The following is an 18,649-nucleotide window of genomic DNA, read 5'->3' on the forward strand; positions in this document are numbered from 1 at the left end:
TCCAATGTCCACAAAATGGGGTCTTGACCATGCTTAACGCAAAGGTTTTAGGTTCCTTTTTCTTATATTTGGAATTGGGGTTCCGCGATGGTTAAACTGTGAATAGTCTACCTTTCATCTGCCTTAAAATCAAATGTCTTCTCAAAGGCGGCCCGAATCTTGCGACGTGCTGAAGCCTTCACATCTTGGTTGGAGTTAAACTCTACTCCTGTAAGGGCTAAAGCTTCATTCGGGGTAAGCTCCACAGCGATTTTGTCACTACGATCATGCTTTACTGTTGATGAATTCATTCGTAATCACCTCACGGTATTATTGTATCCATGACGTCACACAAATATGAATCCTATCCGATATATACCCATGCCAAAATTGCTTGAATCATATATTTATTTTTCTACTTTAAATATACCAATTATATGTAGTCCGTTCAAGTAACAACGTCTTAATTAGGCAGGAAGACCTGCATATGACGTAAAGCCGGATTTTTTGTTACAATAGACGTATCTGTTTGATAAACAAATGCCAAATAACGGCATGCTTAGAAGCTTCAAGATGCACATCTCAATTCAACCTATACAGCTACAAAGGGAGAACACATGAATACGCCACTTATACCCGCTCCAGAGCTATGGGGCGAGAAACGATTTCATACCTGGAATTACGAAATGCACAACCAATTCCAGAACAAGGTGTTCAAAGTCATGCTGGACGCCGGGTTTACTTGTCCGAACCGTGACGGCACGATAGCCAAGGGCGGATGCACCTTCTGCAGCGCACGCGGCTCCGGTGATTTTGCAGGACGCAGGCGGGATGATCTCGTTACCCAGTTCAATACCATCCGGGACAGACAGCACCTGAAGTGGCCAAACGCCAAATATATCGGGTATTTCCAAGCCTATACCAATACCTACGCTCCTGTTGAAGAACTTCGGGAATACTACGAAGTAATACTGCAGCAGCCAGGTGTTGTCGGCCTGTCGATCGCTACGCGCCCCGACTGTCTGCCTGACGATGTCGTGGAATACTTGGCGGAGCTGAATGAACGAACCTATCTGTGGGTGGAAATGGGTCTGCAGACGATCCACGATTCAACCTCTGAGCTCATCAATCGTGCCCATGACACGGAATGTTACCTGGAGGCCGTCGAGAAGCTGCGCAAGCATAACATTCGTGTCTGCACCCACATCATATACGGTCTCCCGCAAGAAGACCATGAAATGATGCTGGAAACGTGCAGAGCCGTAGCCAAGATGGATGTGCAGGGCATTAAGATCCACCTGCTGCACCTGATGCGGAAGACGCCTATGGTGAACGCAGTATGAAGCCGGACTGCTGCGCTTCCTGGAGCAAGACGAATACATCAAGCTGATCGTGGACAGTCTGGAGCTGCTGCCCCCGGAAATGATTGTCCATCGCCTCACCGGAGACGCTCCCCGGGATCTGTTGATCGGACCGATGTGGAGTTTGAAAAAATGGGAGGTCCTCAATGGCATTGATGCCGAACTCAAACGCCGGAATACATGGCAGGGCAAATTGTGGAGGGAATCCTGATGGGCTTCCTCTCGGTGTTGAGTTTTGCCCACAAACTGGTGGCTGAGAGGCTCCGGCAAGGAGACATCGCTCTGGATGCCACAGCAGGCACCGGGGCCGATACGCTCTATCTAGCCAAATGCATAGGCTCAAGAGGCAAGGTGTATGCTTTTGATATTCAGGAGCAGGCGCTGCAGCTAACCCGCGAAAGGCTCGCCAAGGAATCGCCGGATTCGCTTCCCGCAATCTCCCTTCATCAGCAGAGCCATGCGCTCATGAAGAGCTGCGTTTCGGATCGCGATCACGGCCAAGTTGGCGCGGTTATGTTCAATCTCGGCTACCTACCGGCTGATTCGTCGGATAAACGGATCATGACGGAAACCGCCAGCACGCTAACGGCTCTGGAAGCCGCAATCGAGCTTCTCCGGCCGGGAGGCATTATCACGGTCGTGCTCTATCCGGGCCACAAAGGCGGCGACGCCGAAGCAGCCGCTGTGCAGGCATGGGCGGAGCGGCTTCCGCAGCACGCGGTGCAAACGATATTATATCGAGGCCTTCAGCGTGCAGATGCACCATATCTCATTGCACTGGAACGCAAGAAGCCCTTATGATATAAGTTCTTAAAGCAACCCAAAGTTAAAGCAGCCATAGAATTTCAAACATGACGAAAGGTAGTTGATGTACAATGACACAACCATATCCACTGTTATTTCAACCTGAATTCAAAGAACGCGTATGGGGAGGCCGCGCCCTCGAGCAATTCGGCCTGGATATTCCGGAAGGACATATCGGAGAAGGCTGGATGATCGCTGACCATCCGAACGGCACTACCAGCATTGTCAACGGCGAGCTGGCTGGCCGCGGCCTGGATCAGGTTCGGGAGCAATTCGGCCGGGAATGGTTCGGAAGCAAAGGATTCTCCGAAGTTAACGGACGTTTTCCATTGCTGATCAAGCTGCTTGACTGTAATGACAACCTCTCGGTTCAGGTCCACCCGACCGATGACTACGAAGGACTCCCGAAAGGCGAATTGGGCAAGACTGAAATGTGGTATGTGCTGGATGCGAAGCCTGACGCCAAGATCATTTACGGTCTGAAAGATCAGGTTAGCCGTGAAACCCTGAAGGAAGCCATGGAAAATGGGACCGTTATGGAGCAGCTTCGGGAAGTATCCGTAAAAGCCGGAGATACGTTCTACATACCTGCTGGTACGGTTCATGCACTTTGTGCCGGCGTTGTTGTGGCAGAGATCCAGCAGAACTCCGATACCACGTACCGGATTTTCGATTATAATCGCCCGGGCCTTGACGGCAAGCCGCGTGAGCTGCACATCGAGGATTCCCTGAATGTCACTGCTTACGAAGGGTCAGGCGCTACTACCATGAGCACGGATGGCACGGCACCTGGAGAATGGCTGGAGCTTGCCAAGTCTCCGTATTTTGTAGTGGAAAAAGGTGTTGTCAACGGAGCTTGGGCACAGTCCACTTCCCCGGAGAGCTTCACCATCATCGTAGTATGCGACGGTCAAGGAACGCTAAGCTGGGATAATGGCTCCATCGGCTATACATCGGGACAATGCTTCTTGCTGCCCGCTAATCTGGGCGCCTATACACTGGATGGGCAGTCGACGGTTCTTCGTTCTTATCTTCCTTAATAAGCTTATGTAACATGCTGTAATCCATTCGTTTTTGTGGAGGTGTAAAGCCCAAAAATGCAGACCGACACGTTTACGATACTGAATACGCAGGGCATGTATGTTTTTGTATATCAATGGCTTCCTGACCCGGATACTCCCACCCGTGCAGTCGTGCAAATTGCTCACGGCATGTGCGAAACCGGCAAACGGTACGAGGAGCTTGCTGAATTGCTTACAGGACATGGTTATGCCGTGTACTGCAATGATCATCGAGGTCATGGACAAACGGCCGGGCTTGAGTTTCTCGGCGATGCCGGGGAGAACGGGTTTGAAGGAATGATCGAGGATCAATTGCTTCTTGCTTCCGAGCTGCGCAAGCGGCATTCCGCTGTTCCTCATTACTTGATGGGACACAGCATGGGGTCCTTTTTGACACAGAAAATCATGTGTTCGAACGGGGAAGCATTCGATGGCTTCATCCTTTCCGGCTCAAACGGTCCCCAGGGAATGCTTCTGTTTGGCCTCAAGCTGGCCGCACTGCAGATGCGCTTCCAGGGTAACACACACCGAAGCGTGATGCTGAACGCCCTCGTGTTCGGCCCATACAACAGAGGCTTCGGCACCATCCGAACGCCGTTTGATTGGTTGTCCCGGGATGAAGCGGAAGTCGATAAATATGTGAACGATCCCTACTGTGGTCAGGTGTGCAGTGCACAGTTCTTCCGTGATTTCTTCAAGCTGCTGTCCGAAATCCATAAGCCGGAATTGATGGAATGCCTGCTCAAGGATAAACCGATTTATATCTTCTCGGGTGAGGAAGATCCCGTCGGACAACGTGGCAAAGGCGTGCGGCGGTTGATTGAACTGTACCAGAAGTATGGCATTGAAGATCTGGAGTACCGTTTGTATCCTGGCGGCCGTCATGAGATGCTGCACGAGATCAATCGAGATGAAGTAGCAGCCCATGTCCTCGATTGGCTGGAGCGGCATACAACTGGATCAGGTGATACGGCCCGGAAGCCGGAACAGATCATGTAAACATGCTTATTAATGTCTCAATCATAGAAAAGGATGCCTCAGGGTTGTAAACCTGGGCATCCTTTTTCTGTTTATCATTAATTGTCAGCGTTGAACAAACAAGCCGCTTATTCTTCGTCGCTCGGTGTGCGGTCAATGATCAATTGTGTGACCTCGGTATAATCCCCGCGCTCCACTTCGTCTTCTGCTGCCTCTATACGCAAATCATCGTTGGTTTCCATCCCGGGCGCAATCGTCGGTTCATCATGCGAATGCGGCGCTCGCTCCTTCTGATTCCCGTTCACCAAACATCGCCTCCTCATATAGGTTGATGCGATTAGAATACCGATACCCGGGAAGTTTTATTCCGAGCGGGAGCTGCCCTTGTTACACAGGCACCGTGTAGTACTGCGGTTGCCCGGTTTCATTCTGCTGGTACAATACCAGCAGCATCGTTGCCGCCTCACCTTCGCCGCCGCTCGCCGGCAGGCCGGTTCCTCCCTGAATGACATCATTCAGGTCAAAAGGCAGCATCTCGATCATCGCATGTTTCTGCAGATCGCGCTCGGTGATTCCCAGATCGGCGAAATCGCCGGACAGTGCCGCAGGCTTCTCAACAATATGACGAACATGGGCGGTCCACTGGGCTTTATCCTGTGTATGATCCCACCAAATTTTACGCGGCTTGTACTTATGGCCCAGGAAATAATCAAATTTCATAAGACCCAGAATGACCTCCATATGTCGCGTTTTTCGATGCTGAAGAAATGCGGTCAAGCGCGTAAACAGATCCTCCAGCTGATGGCCGATTTTCTGCCAGCCCTGTCCTTCCCAATAGTCGCCGAACTCCTGGAAGAAATCAAACGGGGATGTAAATTCATGCTTCATCAGATAATTCACGGTATGGTCCATTCGGTGCGCGTTCCAATACTTCTCAAGCACGTCCTCCAGCCTCTTCAATCGAACGATATCCGAGAATGGAAGCACGTCACTGCCTAAAATCTCATATGGAGCATGATCCATATACGTGTAATTATACTTCTCCGCATCAATCCGCAGTCCGGTTCCCCGAAGCATCTTCAGAAAGCCTAACTGCAGCTCCTCCGGTCCGAGGGCAAATACATCATTGAACGTTTTGCGGAAGGTATCGTAGTCCTCTTCAGGAAGCCCTGCAATCAAATCCAAATGCTGGTCGATCTTGCGGCTGTCCTTGATCATGGTCACCGTGCGGGACAGCTTGGTAAAATTCTGGCGCCTTTTCACCAGCTCATTCGTTGGATCGTTGGTAGACTGTACCCCGATCTCAAATCGAAAAATGCCGGGAGGGGCATTTTTCGCCAAGTAATCCAGAACCTCGGGACGCATGATATCCGCCGTTATCTCAAACTGGAATACGCAGCCGCCATGATTCTCAATCAAAAACTCGAACATGTCAAGCGCATAATCCCGCTTAATGTTAAATGTCCGGTCCACAAATTTGATCAGCTTCGCACCGTTCTCAATCAGATAGAGAATATCCTTCTTGGTCCGTTCGATGTCGTAGTAGCGAACACCCACCTCAATGCTCGACAAGCAGAACTGACAGCTGAAAGGGCACCCCCGGCTGGTCTCAAAATATACGACCCGCTTCCCGAGATGCGGTATATCCTCCGGAAAACGATGCGGCGAAGGCAGCTCTGCCAGAATGCTTTTGGGTCTTCCCGGATTCACGATCACTTCGCCCTGTTTACGGTAGGCCACGCCATACACAAAATGAAATTTCCGGTCGCCTTCTATCGTTTGCAGCAGATGGTGGAACGTTTCCTCGCCTTCCCCCATCACGATAAAGTCGACATTATGCAGCCGTTTCATCCAGTAGTCCGTATCGTAGGAAACCTCGGGTCCGCCCAGTATGATCGTGACTTCCGGCATAATCTTCTTCACGATGTCGATCACTTTAATCGTCTCTTCGATATTCCATATGTAACACGAGAATCCGATCACATCCGGCTTGCGCTGGAACAGGTCGGAGACAATATTCATCACCGGGTCCTTGATCGTATACTCCGTTAATTCAATATCGAAATCCTTCTCGCTATATGCCTTCAGGCAGCGAATCGCCAAAGAGGTATGGATGTACTTGGCATTCAGGGTTGTTAGTATGACTTTCATGGTAGTGTCCACTTTCCTTCTAAATAATATATTCCGTGCTTCTGACCTGCGGCAGCTCGTTATTCATAGTCGTACAGGTTGTCACTGTCAGGCGATGCGCCCGGTCCGTTCAGGAAAAAATCCAGGAACGGGCGGCCATATTTGCGGAATTTCACTTCCCCGACCCCTTTGACATTCAGCATCTCATCCTCACTCTGCGGGCAGGCCACACTCATCTCACGCAGCGTTGCATCATTAAAAATGATGTAAGAAGGCACATGCTCTTTGCTTGCCAGCTCACGCCGAATCAGGCGAAGCTGTTCGAATACCGTTTCATTCACAGCGGACGGCGAGTAATCGCGACGGCCGCTGCTTCGCTGGCTGCCTGCTGCTTTTGAAGGTCGCGGAACGCGCTGCATGACTTCGCGCTGCCCTTTTAACACGTCTGCCGCCTCGCTTTGAAGTTTCACGACAGGATACTGGCCTTCGGTCAACGCCAGAAACCCTTCCGAAATCAGCACATTGATGGTCTCGGAAATCTCCTTCTCCGTCCGATTGGACATCACACCATAGGTCGGAAGCCGGTCAAAACCGTATTCCAGCACCTTTTTGGCACGTGATCCCTTCAGCACGGAGGCGATCATGGACACACCAAAACGTTCACGCATCCGGTGAATGCAGGAGAAGATTTTCTGCGCATCCACCGTGATGTCCACAAGCTCACGGTCATCGGTGCAGGAGCTGCACGTGCCGCAAGGCTTGTCCTCATGCTCTTCCCCGAAATAATCCAGCATCGCGCTTCGCAGACAGCGGGTCGTGTAACAGTAATCAATCATCTGCTGCAGCTTCCGGTAATCATTCTGTTTGCGCTCGCCTTCCTGCGGATTCTGTTCAATTAAGAATTTCTGCGTCATGATGTCCTGGGCGCTGAACAGCAGTATGCACTGGCTCGGCTCGCCGTCCCGCCCTGCACGGCCAGCCTCCTGAACGTAGGACTCCATGTTTTTCGGCATATTGTAATGAATGACATACCGAACATTGGATTTATCGATCCCCATCCCAAATGCATTCGTTGCCACAATGACCCGGATGTCGTCATACAGGAAGGCCTCCTGGCTGTCTGCTCGCTCCGAATCACTCATTCCGGCATGATATCGGCCGGCAAGAAGCCCTTGAGCCTGCAGCCTCTGAGACAGATCATCCACCTCTTTTGCGGGTTGCAGCATAGATAATGCCCGGCTGGTGGGTATGCGAAGCCGCGTAGTCGAGCACAAACTCGCGCTTGTTCTCACCGCGCAGAACCGACATCTCCAGATTATCCCGCCCAAGTCCCGTTACGAATACTTGCGGCTGCTCCAGACGAAGCAGACGCTGCATGTCCTCCATAACCTCAGGTGTCGCCGTTGCCGTAAATGCGGCTACAATCGGCCGCTTAGGCAATCCTTTAACGAAAGGCGCCACCGAGAGATAACTTGTCCGGAAGTCATGACCCCACTGGGATACGCAGTGAGCTTCATCGACGGCAACAATCGAAATATCGAGTCCTGCCATCTCCTCCCGGAACCAATCCAGCTCAAGCCGCTCCGGGGCAACATACAACAGCTTCAGGTCTCCCCGTTTCGCTGCGCGTATGCGCTCGTTCACTTCTTTGCCGCTGAGCGTGCTGTTGATATAAGCAGCCGCAACGCCCGCCGTCATGAGTGCATCCACCTGATCCTTCATTAAAGAGATCAAGGGGGATACAACCAACGTCAGACCGGGATACAACAGTGCCGGAATCTGATAACAGATGGATTTGCCTCCACCGGTCGGCATGATTCCCAGCGTGTCCTGGCCTTCCAGAAGACTGGCAACAATTTTCTTCTGACCATCCCGAAAATCAGGATAACCGTAATATTTCTGCAGATAATCCCGCGCTGTATTCATGTTGGTTGATTCTCTATCATTTGTTTCCACATTCATGGATAAAAACTCCTTATTTCACCTTGGTTTTCCGTTTTGGAAACGCTCATCCTTTAAGTTTAACGGCCTTTCCGTGAATGGGCAACCGAATCCAAGAAGGAAATTGCATTTGATAACGAGAACTTGATAATCATGGAAACAAAATGCCTTCCGTTCATAGTCAAAAAATATAAACACCCAAAGTTGGTGATCCCTAGTGAATGATGAACATACCGGAGCCGTACAGCAAGTCATTCAATATATGAAGGAGCATCTCGATGAGCCTATGACAACACAGCAGCTCGCCGATCTCGCAGGATACAGCTCCTTCCACTTCTCCAGAGTATTCAAGCGCGTAACCGGCATCTCGGTCAGGCAATACCTGTCAGCGCTAAGAGTCGAATCCGGCAAAACTGAACTCCTCAAAAGACCCTCCCTGCTCGTTAAAATCGGGATGACTATCGGTTTATCCAGTCCGGGCACCTTCAATACCCGTTTTAAGCAGTTTGTCGGTCATTCCCCGAAGCGATTCCGGTCCACATCCGGATCCCTGCATCAGTATGTGAATCAGTATGAGAACAAACCGTTAAGTTGGGCTGAGGAAGAACTCAATGACTTACCCCGGATCCATTGCCAGATTGTAGCTCCGGAGAATTTCCGCGGCATGATCTATGTCGGGCTGTTCCCGAGGCCCGTTCCCGACCAGAAGCCTATAAGCGGTACAGCTGTCAATCTTAGAAACCGGTCCTGTATATTGACCCGCATTCCAGCCGGCACGTACTATGTGCTGGCTGCCGGCATCCCCTGGAGCCTGAATCCTCGGGATTACTATCTGCTGAATAACTCCTTGCGCGGCAAGCTCGATAATCCCGTTCATATTGACGAGACTACCGATCTGTCGGTCAAGATTACCCTGCGGGAGCCGCTGCCCTATGACCCTCCGATCGTGGTCAACCTGCCTCTGCTATTGTTCGAGAAGGATCGGGGCAACAGCGCAAAGTAGAAGAATTTTGGAATAGCCTGTCCCTCTATACTGAATTTATAGAATAAGCGATCTGAACGCTTGATCGTTAGATGATGGAGGCAAAAGACATGACCATAATTCAAGAAACCCGGATCGAAGCAGCACCCGAGTTACCTTGGAGCATACAGGCTGGAAGGATTCGCAAGAATGGCTGCAAGCCAGAGAATGGGATGTGAATGCCTGGGAAGACATGTTAGCCAGCCTGAAATCGAGCTTCGAATCAGGAGATGGCATTCTATGCTGCGAGTAAACCAATTAAACTAGAGGAGTGAATAACTATGCCCAATCTATGCGTTCTGTCGATTAATGTAAGTAACATGGATCAAGCCAAGCAATTTTATTGCGACATTCTGGGATTTCAAATTTCCAAGGCATACAGTGAAGAGATCATCAGTTTGGAAAACGAGGGCCTCTCTCTTGTTCTGCAGAAATGCGACCGCATTACAAAAACGGATTACCCGCATGAGGCGCAGGTGATTATCGGAATCGAAACCGCTGATGTGAGCGCTGCCATATCGAAGTACAAATCACAGGGCGTTGAGGTGATCTTTGATACGCCGCAGCCTTGCCCTCCCGGTCTGTACAGTGCGATTCGGGACCCGTTTGGCAACGTAATAGAACTGCTTGAGTTTACGGAGTAAACGTACGAAACCCAAAGGATACGCTGCGTGTAGCAGGGTGTCCTTTTTTTATGCAGCGGATGCTTGACTCTGTGCTTTCCTTAGAACCCTCTGTTAAGGTTTAACCTGATACGGGTAAGAACATATTGTTGCAAACCTCTGGAGTCAGAAGCATCGATAGATTAGGAATTACCGGTTTCGGAAATAATAGGTACTCGAACTGATACACTAACTACACAAGGGGAAATTCATATGGATATTACACCGGAACAACGTGTCACCCTGCATGGGTTCAACAACCTGACGAAATCGCTCAGTTTTAATATGTACGATGTCTGCTACACCAAGACCCGGGAAGAACGGGAAGCCTATCTTGAGTATATTGACGAGCAGTACAATGCGGATCGGCTTACCAACATATTAAGCCACGTGGCCGAAATTATCGGAGCCCATGTGCTGAATATTGCTAAGCAGGACTATATCCCTCAAGGAGCCAGCGTTACGGTGCTCGTATCCGAAGGGCCTGTCGTTGAGGTTTCGGAGGAATCCTATGACGAGTCGCCGGGACCACTGCCGGGCAACGTTGTGCTGCAGCTCGACAAGAGCCATATCACCGTCCACACGTATCCGGAATTCCATCCGGACGAAGGCATCAGCACCTTCCGTGCGGATATCGATGTGTCGACCTGCGGGGAAATCTCGCCGCTCAAAGCCCTGAACTACCTGATCCACTCGTTTGATACGGATATTATGACAATAGACTATAGAATCCGTGGATTTACCCGGGATATTCACGGTCACAAGCTGTTCATCGACCATGAAATCAGTTCCATTCAGAACTACATTCCCGACGAAGCCAAGGATTTGTTCGATATGATTGACGTCAATGTTTACAAGGAAAACATCTTCCACACCAAGTGCAAGCTGAAGCAGTTTGACCTGGACAACTATCTGTTCGGTTACACCAAGGACAAGCTGGCAGAAGGCGAGCAGCAGGAGATAACAGAGCGTATCAAGCTGGAGATGGATGAGATCTATTACGGTAAGAACATGGACCGCAGTTATTGACGATTCGGATATATTAAACAAGGCTGGGCTCTCATATGAGCCCGGCCTTGTTTGCCGCTTCTATGGCTTCTTCCCGGTTACGGACGCCCATTTTGGCATACAGGGCTGAAGCGTAATTCCTTACGGTGCCATCAGACAGATATAATTTCATCGCAATCGATTTGTACCGCATGCCTTTGGAGAGATGCTGTAGAATCTCCATCTCCCTCGGCGTCAGATCATATAAAACCCTGAGCGGAGATGACTCCGGAGCACTAGTATCCAGGGGAGCAATGACCGTCTTCTCCTCAAGAAAATCACTCGCGTCCCCTTCGAACAGCTTCGCGGAAATGGAAGGATCCATCAGCGTTCCGCCTCGAATCACGATTCGGATATGTTCGGCAAGTTCACGGGGCTCCATCGTCTTCAGTAAATAACCGTCAGCCCCGCTTCGCATAGCCTGAACGGCCTTGCCCTTCTGCTCAAACGTGGTCAGGATGACCACCTTGATGGAGGGCCAGCGCTGTTTGATACTCTGAGTCGCTGTAATGCCATCCATCACGGGCATTTCCAGATCCATCAGAATGAGGTGAGGTTGGAGTTCCTCACACATGTTCACGGCATCCAGACCATGTTCTGCACGCCCAACCACCTCGAAATCCCTCTCCGATTCCAGAATCATTCCGAGACTATCCCTGACAAAGGGTTTCATTATCCACCAGCATTAGACTTTATGACATCGTCTGCCGGCTTCAGCGCCCTGGGCAGGCTGCAGGTCACAACCGTGCCTTCTTCGGAATCCGAGTGGATCGATACCTGCCCTTGAAGGCGGCTGGCTCTTTCTCTCATCGCGCTTAAGCCGAATCCTTCCTGGATTCGGGCAGTTCCTCTGCCGTTATCTTGTATCTCAAGCCGAGTCTGCTGCAGCTCAAATTGAAGCAGAACATCCATCCTCGTGGCATGGCCGTGACGCACGCTGTTGGTCAAAGATTCTTGCAAACAGCGGTAGAAGGTCATTTTCGCCTGCCGCGATATCTGATACTCATCCCCAAGTACTCTGAGCCCAACCTTAACCCCGGCGTTCCGCCCAAACTCCTCTGCTGCCTGTCGGAGTGACTGTACCAACGGAAGCTGCTCCTGGGGAGAATCCAACTCATGCAAATACCCTCTAATCTCATCCAGACTTGTCCGCGTCAATTCCAGCAGATCAGACAGCTTATGTTGCGCAGCTGCGTCAGCTGCCGTGGAGCGAAGGCTTTCCAGCCCCATAATGACAGCGGTATACGTATGGCCCATCGTATCATGCAGTTCCTTGGACAAGCGTTCGCGCTCTTCGAGCAGCGTGACCCGCTCAACCTGAGACAAATACTGCTCCAACACTGTATTTTGCGTTCGAATGATTTCATTCTGGCGATGATTGACCATTAACAGATGAAAAGCAAATCCAAATGCAAACGCAAGCGCGACATGAACCATCATCAGGATCAAATTCGTTGATGGCGCATACAGCTTGATCAGCAGCGGTATCAGCACTATAGTAACTGGCCCCGTCCATCGATACGCAATGCCCGAGCTATTCGCAGCCATCAGAAAAGCCGGTACAATAAATGACAGATAGGCTGCCGGAAATATGGAGGTCAAATATATAGAGATACCGCCCGAAATGACGGTTTCCGTAACCCAATATGCTTTATGATTCAACAGCAGGCACAGCCATGGTACCGAGAAAGCCGCCAATTCCCACAAGACGACAACCCATAACGCCAGAGTAAACTGATCTCGAAGCTCAATGAACGTTAAGATCAGAGAGATGCAGGCCACCATGCGGAGCAGGAGCATCGCCCAGTCGTACCACTTCCATTGCTTCACGATGTCAAACAAAGCTACCACTCCTTGTATTCCCTCTCACGATACCTCATTAATATGACATGGCTCCCAGCATGTGTCTACTGCCAAACGGAGAACATCCATTGCGTGTAGCGGCCTGTCAGTCTGGCTGCCCCCTTAGCTGCCCACGACCCGACGTAAGCAAAAAGAATGCCAGCCACCATCACAAGCAGGGATTTCGGCAACGTATCCATGCGAAGGTTCCCTAAATTCACATCCACAACCGAACTGGCCCATGGTGCCAATATCCACAAGACAGGGACAATACAAAATATAACGCCACAGAATAAACTAATGATGCCAACGATAAACTTCAGCATTAACATCGACACCGCTTTCCAATTTCGTACGTTCGCAAGCTCTTCCTTGGCCTGAGTCCAGGAAGACCCAGAGTGCGCCTTCCTCTTCATAACAGGCTCAATCGTAATATCCGTATAGAACTTTGTCTGGATCCGGTCATAATTCATGAAGGTCCGGGTCGTTCGCAGAAGATACGTAAGGATCGGTATTCCCACGATGGTAAAACACATACTCAAGCCAAACACCAGGCCCACGAGATAATAGCAAAAATAAAATACCCCGGTTCCAAAAGTCAACATCAAAAAACAAAAGTTCAACAGATATTCCCTCAGCCATTTCTTCATACTTATCAGAGCTCCCTTCAGGTCTTGGCGACCTCGATTTCCTGTATCCTACTTCACCCATTGTCATATCGGACAGTGTCAAATTGTCATATGACACTGCTGCATCAAAGAGATGACAGCTTGTTACTGGCCGATATGACAACCCGTTTGCCATACTGTGGGAGATCAAGCCGTCCAAGCCCCAAGATGATGAAATGCAGGATCAAGGAGCCATCGGACCAGCCTTATCCAAACTCATAACTGAAGGAGTATGATATCAATGAAATGGAACAACCCGAAACTGAAAAAGGCATGTTTATTTGTAACGACCGGAGCTCTTGCAGCGGTTGCACTATTGGGGAATGGACCTCTTATAACCGTAGCCTCGAATACGACAACGAATACGATTACCTCTCCGGCGGGATTATCCGCCCCGGTCCGTAACGGACCTGAGGATGTACAGGAGTTGTTAACATTCGCTGATCCGCTGTTTGCCGACAAAATGAAAAAATTCAATGTCGCCGGATCCAATTTTGTGGTTGTCAAAGATGGCAAAGTGCTTGTCAGCAAGGGTTATGGGTATGCCGATAAAAAGAAGCAAATTCCCGTAGATTCTCAGACCGTATTTCAGATTGCTTCCATTAGCAAGACGTTCACGGCCTTGGCAGCGATGCAGCTCGTGGATCAGGGCAAAATCCAATTGGACCATAACATAGAAGAATATTTGGGCGGATTGAAGATTCCGAACAAGACAGGGAAGCCGCTCACCATGTTCGACTTGCTGACGTACACCAGCGGCGTGGATAAGCCTGACATTACCACCTACGTCTCACCGGAATACGTGAAGCAGGACATTCCGACCAGAGAATTTTTGGAGAAGCATATGCCTACCGTGGTCCGTCCGCCAGGAGAAGCTTATACGTACGACAACTTTGCCTTTCTGCTCGCCGGTTACGCAGTGGAGAATATGAGCGGCATGCGTTATGACCAATATATGAAGAAGAATATTTTCGAGCCTTTGGGAATGAAATCCACAAGTGTGCGATTCACACCGGAGCTGCTTGCGCGGCTGGCCTCCCACTACAGCCCGGCCGGGGAGTTCCAGCCGCTGTCTGGTCACGCTCCAACTGATGGACCTCAGGGAAGCATCTTATCCACGGGGGAAGACATGGCGCAATATCTTCTGATGCAGCTGCAAAATGGCAGAGCTGGCGATAAACAGCTGGTAAGCCCGCAAAGCTTGAAGCAGATGCACACTTACCAAACCTTCGCAGAAGCCTCGATCCCCATCGCCACCGTTGGCTTCGAAGGCTACTACAAAGAACTAATGAATGGACACCATGTCGTCCTGAAAGGCGGCAATATGCCGGGACATTCCTCCTTAATGGTATTGATTCCGGAGCATAATACGGGCTTTTACATGTCCTATAATAACGACACCAACATGAGCTTGGAGATCTACGAGGCGTTCATGGATCACTACTTCCCGGAAACGGAAGCAAGTCCGCAGCCTGCATTCGTAGAATTAAGCAAAGAGGAAGCCAAGCCATATACCGGGATTTATCAAAACACCCGGGCTTTCAGTATTCGAACTCAATTCGCTTACGAGAACGGCCATCTTACCATGGAAGATTCCACAACGGGTAAACATACGCTTCAGAAAATCAATGCCCTGCTGTTCCAGGATGAGCTGGGAAACAAAGTCAGCTTCAAAAAAGGAGCAGCCGGACAAATCCAATATTTTTACTACACCAGCCCAGTCGGTCTGGGTGTCGTAGCGGAATCTCAGAAAATGGAGTCTAAACCTCCTTTTGCAGATGTGCCGTCAAACAGCAAGTTTAGAACCCACATCGATCATTTGCAGACTTTGGGCTTAATCCAGGGCATAGGGGGGAATCGCTTTGATCCCAAAGGAACGATGACGCAGGGACAATTCGCAGACCTGCTGATCCCAGCCCACGGCTGGAATATATTCCCTGTCGCGGCCAAAGCCAATCAACAGCAAATGATCCAAGGCATTCCCGGTTATCATCGCTCGAAGCCTATTACAAGGCAAGTTGCCGCTGTCATGATCCAGAATCTAAGACAGCTGAACGTGGATACCAAGGTTACCTTATCCGGTTCGACAGATGCCTGGGCGGTAGAAGCCGTTCAAGCGCTTGTCGGAAATGGTGTCGTGGACCCGGACACCCGCGTCCAACAAGACGGCTCGGTCCACTTTCGTTCCAAGCAGCTGCTCCTTCGTCAAGAAGCCTGTGCGCTGCTGGACAAGGCTTTTAACTACTACGCCCTCCCGATAGCCTTGAAATAAATCATGGATCAATAAGTTCTGCACCCCTCGCTGCAGGACTTATTGATATTCCCCTTTATATCCAACAAGGAAATAAACTCTGTTTTTTAAATCAAATGGCCTGTTTTTTGTATGTTGCCAATCCCCAATGTTCCATACAATGAAAGTGATTTTCCAATAACTTGCCATTCCATAAGGGAAGGAGGATTTCCACACCCCGTAAATGAAAGCGCATACGGATGGCTGTATATCAGCATCCACACCAACCATGGAAAGGTGGCTGAACATGAAGAAAGGAATAATCATCGGCTTTTACCGCAAGCTGCTGGCAGCAGCCCTTATCATTCCACTTATGATTGGCGGTAGCAGCCCATTGTTTGCGGCGGAATCACATGACCTGGAGGGCAGTCCTCAGGAAGCAAATGCGAAAGCCAGCCGCATCCAGCTGGAATATTTGGACAGGGGGATCGTATCGGCCCCCACATCGGAAGGTATCTTCCTGAGCTGGCGTTTGCTTGCTGATGAAGTGACCGGCTATAGCAGCAAAGGACTGACCGGTCCGATCTTCCATGTATACCGGGACGGCGCCAAAATTGCCGTTGTGGAGAACAGCACCAACTATCTGGACCCATCAGGTACAAGTTCATCGACCTATTACGTATCCGCCGTTATCGACGGCAAGGAAGTGGATCAAAGTGCAGACTCTGCCCCCTGGTCCTCCCCTTACTACGACTTGAAGCTCCAGAAACCGGCGGCTGGCATGACGCCTGCCGGAGAGCCGTATACGTATTCCGCGAATGACGCCAGCATCGGGGATGTCGACGGCGACGGGCAGTATGAGTTTTTTGTCAAATGGGACCCCTCCAACTCCAAAGACGTTTCCCAGATAGGATACACCGGCAACACTTACATTGACTGTTACACACTGGAGGGTACCCTGCTGTATCGGATCGACCTCGGTGTAAACATTCGTTCAGGCGCACACTATACGCAGTTCATGGTCTACGACTTTGACGGTGACGGCAAAGCGGAAATGATGCTCAAGACAGCACCCGGCACTAAAATTCTGCGCTATGACCCTGCGGGCAACATGACCTCCCAGAGATACATTACGCTGCTGCCCGAGGATGTGAAGGCTGGTTACTCCAATCAGGACGATTACCGGCTGAGTAAAGACGGCTATTACGAGCATATGGTGAGTTTGTTCATGAATTGGCATCAGCATGAAGAGGTCGCAAGCGGCCATTGGCCGGCTATACTGGAAGAAAGCTTCGGGATGGAAAAAAAATACAGCTATCCGCTCTCCCGCACCGATGCCGAAAGTCTGGTCGATGATTTCATGGATCGTTATGCGCCGCAGCGAAGCGCCCGCAATAATCTCCGGGCCTTCGAAGGGTTTATCGTGGAGGGTCCGGAATATCTCAGTGTATTCGAAGGCGCAACCGGCAAAGAGCTGGAAACCATCCGTTACAAACCCGGCAGACATGACGACGGTCTGATGTGGGGCGATTATGCGATGGCCCGAATTGAGCCAGGGAATCGCGTGGACCGCTTCCTTGCTGCTGTCGCTTATCTTGATGGAGTACAGCCCTATGCCGTATTCGCTAGGGGATATTACACCCGATCCACGCTGGTCTCCTATCAATGGGACGGGAAGCGTTTAAAGGAGAATTGGTACGTGGACAGCGGCTGGACGCCCATGACCAATCCGTTCAACGACAGCCCGCATGGCCGGGACGGAACCGATGCCGTCTTCGGTACGTTGACAACGCAAGGGGCACACTCTCTGAGTGCGGCCGACGTCGATGGAGACGGCAAACAGGAAATCGTATACGGCTCCGCAACGATTGACCATGACGGCACGCTGCTGTACAGCTCCATGGACGTGCTTCCGCCCCAGAGCGCAGATCCCGGTACGGTGGCTCGCCTTGGGCACGGGGATGCGATGCATGTGACCGATATCGATCCGGATCGACCGGGTCTCGAAATCTTCATGGTTCATGAAGGCGGCACTTATGCCCCTTACGGTTATTCCCTCCGTGACGCTGCAACAGGCGAGCTGCTGTACGGTGGTTATACCGGAAAAGACACCGGCCGCGGCATGATTGGGGATATCGATCCCGATCAGCGGGGACTTGAAACCTGGGCTGTCGGGACGTGGACTGCAGACGGGAAGCAGCTTTCCACCGCCATGCCGGGCACAAACATGAACATCAAATGGTCCGCCGACATGACAACCCAGATCATTAACGGAAATTCAGATCTGACGCCTTCCATTGAGCGCTGGCGCCATGGAACACTGCTCACCGCAGAAGGCACACGCACCAATAACGGTACGAAGGGAAATCCGGCGCTCGTTGCCGATATCTTCGGAGACTGGAGAGAAGAGCTGGTGGTGCGCACTACGGACAGCTCCGCACTTCGGATCTATCTGAGTACCGAGGTCACCGACCGAAAACTCTATACGTTAATGCATGATCCGCAGTACCGGGTAGAGGTTGCCCGGCAGAATACAACGTATAACCAGCCTTCTTACACCAGCTTTTATTTTGCATCCGATACGGACTTTTCAGCTGTTCCCGTTCCTTACTATCAATCACCGGGCATGCTGGATTTGCTGGAAAATCGGGTGAGCGAATATGCCCTCTCGGGCGAACTGACAAATCCACTGCACTCCCGGCTTACCCATTCCCTGAAGCAGGCGAAGTTTCACATGAGCAAAGGCTCCAGGGGGCAAGCGCTCAAATTCATGAATACATTTATTGCTCAGCTTGAGGAGATGAAGAAACCGGGAACGATATCGAATAAAGCACGGTTGAATCTGTCTTACCAAGCCCATGCCCTCATGGGCTTGTGGAAGTAGCATGATCCCTCAGTAGTATCACTCCCTAATAAAGCCGCCCC

General features: G+C 50.7%; 13 protein-coding genes and 3 pseudogenes. 9 read left to right on the forward strand and 7 right to left on the reverse strand.

Annotated elements, in window-relative coordinates; all coding sequences use genetic code 11:
• Positions 1–107: 107 nt before the first annotated feature.
• Entirely contained in the window at positions 108–290 is a 183-nt protein-coding gene (locus tag PVOR_RS24645; RefSeq protein ID WP_006212263.1) for a hypothetical protein, read from the reverse strand.
• Between the two features lie 306 nt (positions 291–596).
• Here PVOR_RS24645 and PVOR_RS24650 point away from each other — a divergent pair.
• The 4 genes and pseudogenes from PVOR_RS24650 (at position 597) to PVOR_RS24665 (ending at position 4,204) form a co-directional block, all read left to right on the forward strand.
• Positions 597–1,551 (forward strand): annotated as a pseudogene (locus PVOR_RS24650) (TIGR01212 family radical SAM protein).
• Positions 1,551–2,141 (forward strand): class I SAM-dependent methyltransferase, encoded by a 591-nt coding sequence (locus tag PVOR_RS24655; protein ID WP_006212264.1) that lies wholly within the window; start codon positions 1,551–1,553, stop codon positions 2,139–2,141. Before PVOR_RS24650 ends, PVOR_RS24655 begins: the two are co-directional and overlap by 1 nt.
• A gap of 74 nt (positions 2,142–2,215) precedes the next feature.
• Entirely contained in the window at positions 2,216–3,184 is a 969-nt protein-coding gene (locus PVOR_RS24660) for a type I phosphomannose isomerase catalytic subunit (RefSeq protein WP_006212265.1), read from the forward strand.
• Positions 3,185–3,241: 57 nt separating this feature from the next.
• Positions 3,242–4,204, forward strand: a complete 963-nt coding sequence (locus PVOR_RS24665) for an alpha/beta fold hydrolase (protein WP_006212267.1) — start codon at positions 3,242–3,244, stop codon at positions 4,202–4,204.
• A gap of 107 nt (positions 4,205–4,311) precedes the next feature.
• Here PVOR_RS24665 and PVOR_RS24670 read toward each other — a convergent pair whose 3' ends face one another.
• The 3 genes and pseudogenes from PVOR_RS24670 to recQ form a co-directional block, all read right to left on the reverse strand.
• Complete coding sequence (locus PVOR_RS24670) at positions 4,312–4,488, reverse strand: hypothetical protein (RefSeq protein WP_006212269.1); 177 nt, start codon at positions 4,486–4,488, stop codon at positions 4,312–4,314.
• Positions 4,489–4,570: 82 nt separating this feature from the next.
• The gene (locus tag PVOR_RS24675; RefSeq protein ID WP_006212270.1) at positions 4,571–6,334 is read right to left on the reverse strand and encodes a B12-binding domain-containing radical SAM protein; all 1,764 of its coding nucleotides are present in this window, start codon (positions 6,332–6,334) and stop codon (positions 4,571–4,573) included.
• Between the two features lie 59 nt (positions 6,335–6,393).
• Positions 6,394–8,275: pseudogene (gene recQ / locus PVOR_RS24680) on the reverse strand (DNA helicase RecQ).
• 196 nt (positions 8,276–8,471) lie between these two features.
• Here recQ and PVOR_RS24685 point away from each other — a divergent pair.
• The 3 genes from PVOR_RS24685 (at position 8,472) to speD (ending at position 10,966) form a co-directional block, all read left to right on the forward strand.
• A complete protein-coding gene (locus PVOR_RS24685; protein ID WP_006212271.1) occupies positions 8,472–9,257 on the forward strand; it encodes an AraC family transcriptional regulator in 786 nt (261 codons plus the stop codon).
• Between the two features lie 299 nt (positions 9,258–9,556).
• Complete coding sequence (locus PVOR_RS24690; RefSeq protein WP_006212273.1) at positions 9,557–9,919, forward strand: VOC family protein; 363 nt, start codon at positions 9,557–9,559, stop codon at positions 9,917–9,919.
• Positions 9,920–10,150: 231 nt separating this feature from the next.
• On the forward strand, positions 10,151–10,966 hold the full coding sequence (gene speD / locus PVOR_RS24695) for an adenosylmethionine decarboxylase (protein WP_006212274.1): 816 nt from the start codon (positions 10,151–10,153) through the stop codon (positions 10,964–10,966).
• A gap of 31 nt (positions 10,967–10,997) precedes the next feature.
• Here speD and PVOR_RS33110 read toward each other — a convergent pair.
• Positions 10,998–12,826: pseudogene (locus PVOR_RS33110) on the reverse strand (response regulator).
• Positions 12,827–12,891: 65 nt separating this feature from the next.
• Entirely contained in the window at positions 12,892–13,476 is a 585-nt protein-coding gene (locus PVOR_RS24705) for a sensor domain-containing protein (RefSeq protein ID WP_006212275.1), read from the reverse strand.
• A gap of 259 nt (positions 13,477–13,735) precedes the next feature.
• Between PVOR_RS24705 and PVOR_RS24710 the strand changes: the two genes are divergently transcribed.
• Positions 13,736–15,766 (forward strand): serine hydrolase, encoded by a 2,031-nt coding sequence (locus PVOR_RS24710; protein ID WP_006212276.1) that lies wholly within the window; start codon positions 13,736–13,738, stop codon positions 15,764–15,766.
• Between the two features lie 39 nt (positions 15,767–15,805).
• Here PVOR_RS24710 and PVOR_RS30825 read toward each other — a convergent pair whose 3' ends face one another.
• Positions 15,806–16,051 (reverse strand): hypothetical protein, encoded by a 246-nt coding sequence (locus tag PVOR_RS30825; RefSeq protein ID WP_160164033.1) that lies wholly within the window; start codon positions 16,049–16,051, stop codon positions 15,806–15,808.
• On the opposite strand from PVOR_RS30825, the gene PVOR_RS24715 reads away from it, so the two are divergent.
• Positions 16,032–18,608, forward strand: a complete 2,577-nt coding sequence (locus PVOR_RS24715) for a rhamnogalacturonan lyase (protein WP_085980680.1) — start codon at positions 16,032–16,034, stop codon at positions 18,606–18,608. The two genes, PVOR_RS30825 and PVOR_RS24715, sit on opposite strands and share 20 nt — an antisense overlap.
• The last annotated feature ends 41 nt before the right edge of the window (positions 18,609–18,649 follow it).

This window comes from Paenibacillus vortex V453, from assembly GCF_000193415.1.
Taxonomy (GTDB): Bacteria; Bacillota; Bacilli; order Paenibacillales; family Paenibacillaceae; genus Paenibacillus_AQ; species Paenibacillus_AQ glucanolyticus.

Bases quoted from the DNA above. Each gene is read 5' to 3' on its own strand.
- PVOR_RS24645 (WP_006212263.1), bottom strand. From the start codon at position 290: ATGAATTCATCAACAGTAAAGCATGATCGTAGTGACAAAATCGCTGTG.
- PVOR_RS24655 (WP_006212264.1), top strand. From the start codon at position 1,551: ATGGGCTTCCTCTCGGTGTTGAGTTTTGCCCACAAACTGGTGGCTGAG.
- PVOR_RS24660 (WP_006212265.1), top strand. From the start codon at position 2,216: ATGACACAACCATATCCACTGTTATTTCAACCTGAATTCAAAGAACGC.
- PVOR_RS24665 (WP_006212267.1), top strand. From the start codon at position 3,242: ATGCAGACCGACACGTTTACGATACTGAATACGCAGGGCATGTATGTT.
- PVOR_RS24675 (WP_006212270.1), bottom strand. From the start codon at position 6,334: ATGAAAGTCATACTAACAACCCTGAATGCCAAGTACATCCATACCTCT.
- PVOR_RS24690 (WP_006212273.1), top strand. From the start codon at position 9,557: ATGCCCAATCTATGCGTTCTGTCGATTAATGTAAGTAACATGGATCAA.
- speD (WP_006212274.1), top strand. From the start codon at position 10,151: ATGGATATTACACCGGAACAACGTGTCACCCTGCATGGGTTCAACAAC.
- PVOR_RS24705 (WP_006212275.1), bottom strand. From the start codon at position 13,476: ATGAAGAAATGGCTGAGGGAATATCTGTTGAACTTTTGTTTTTTGATG.
- PVOR_RS24710 (WP_006212276.1), top strand. From the start codon at position 13,736: ATGAAATGGAACAACCCGAAACTGAAAAAGGCATGTTTATTTGTAACG.
- PVOR_RS24715 (WP_085980680.1), top strand. From the start codon at position 16,032: ATGAAGAAAGGAATAATCATCGGCTTTTACCGCAAGCTGCTGGCAGCA.
- PVOR_RS30825 (WP_160164033.1), bottom strand. From the start codon at position 16,051: ATGATTATTCCTTTCTTCATGTTCAGCCACCTTTCCATGGTTGGTGTG.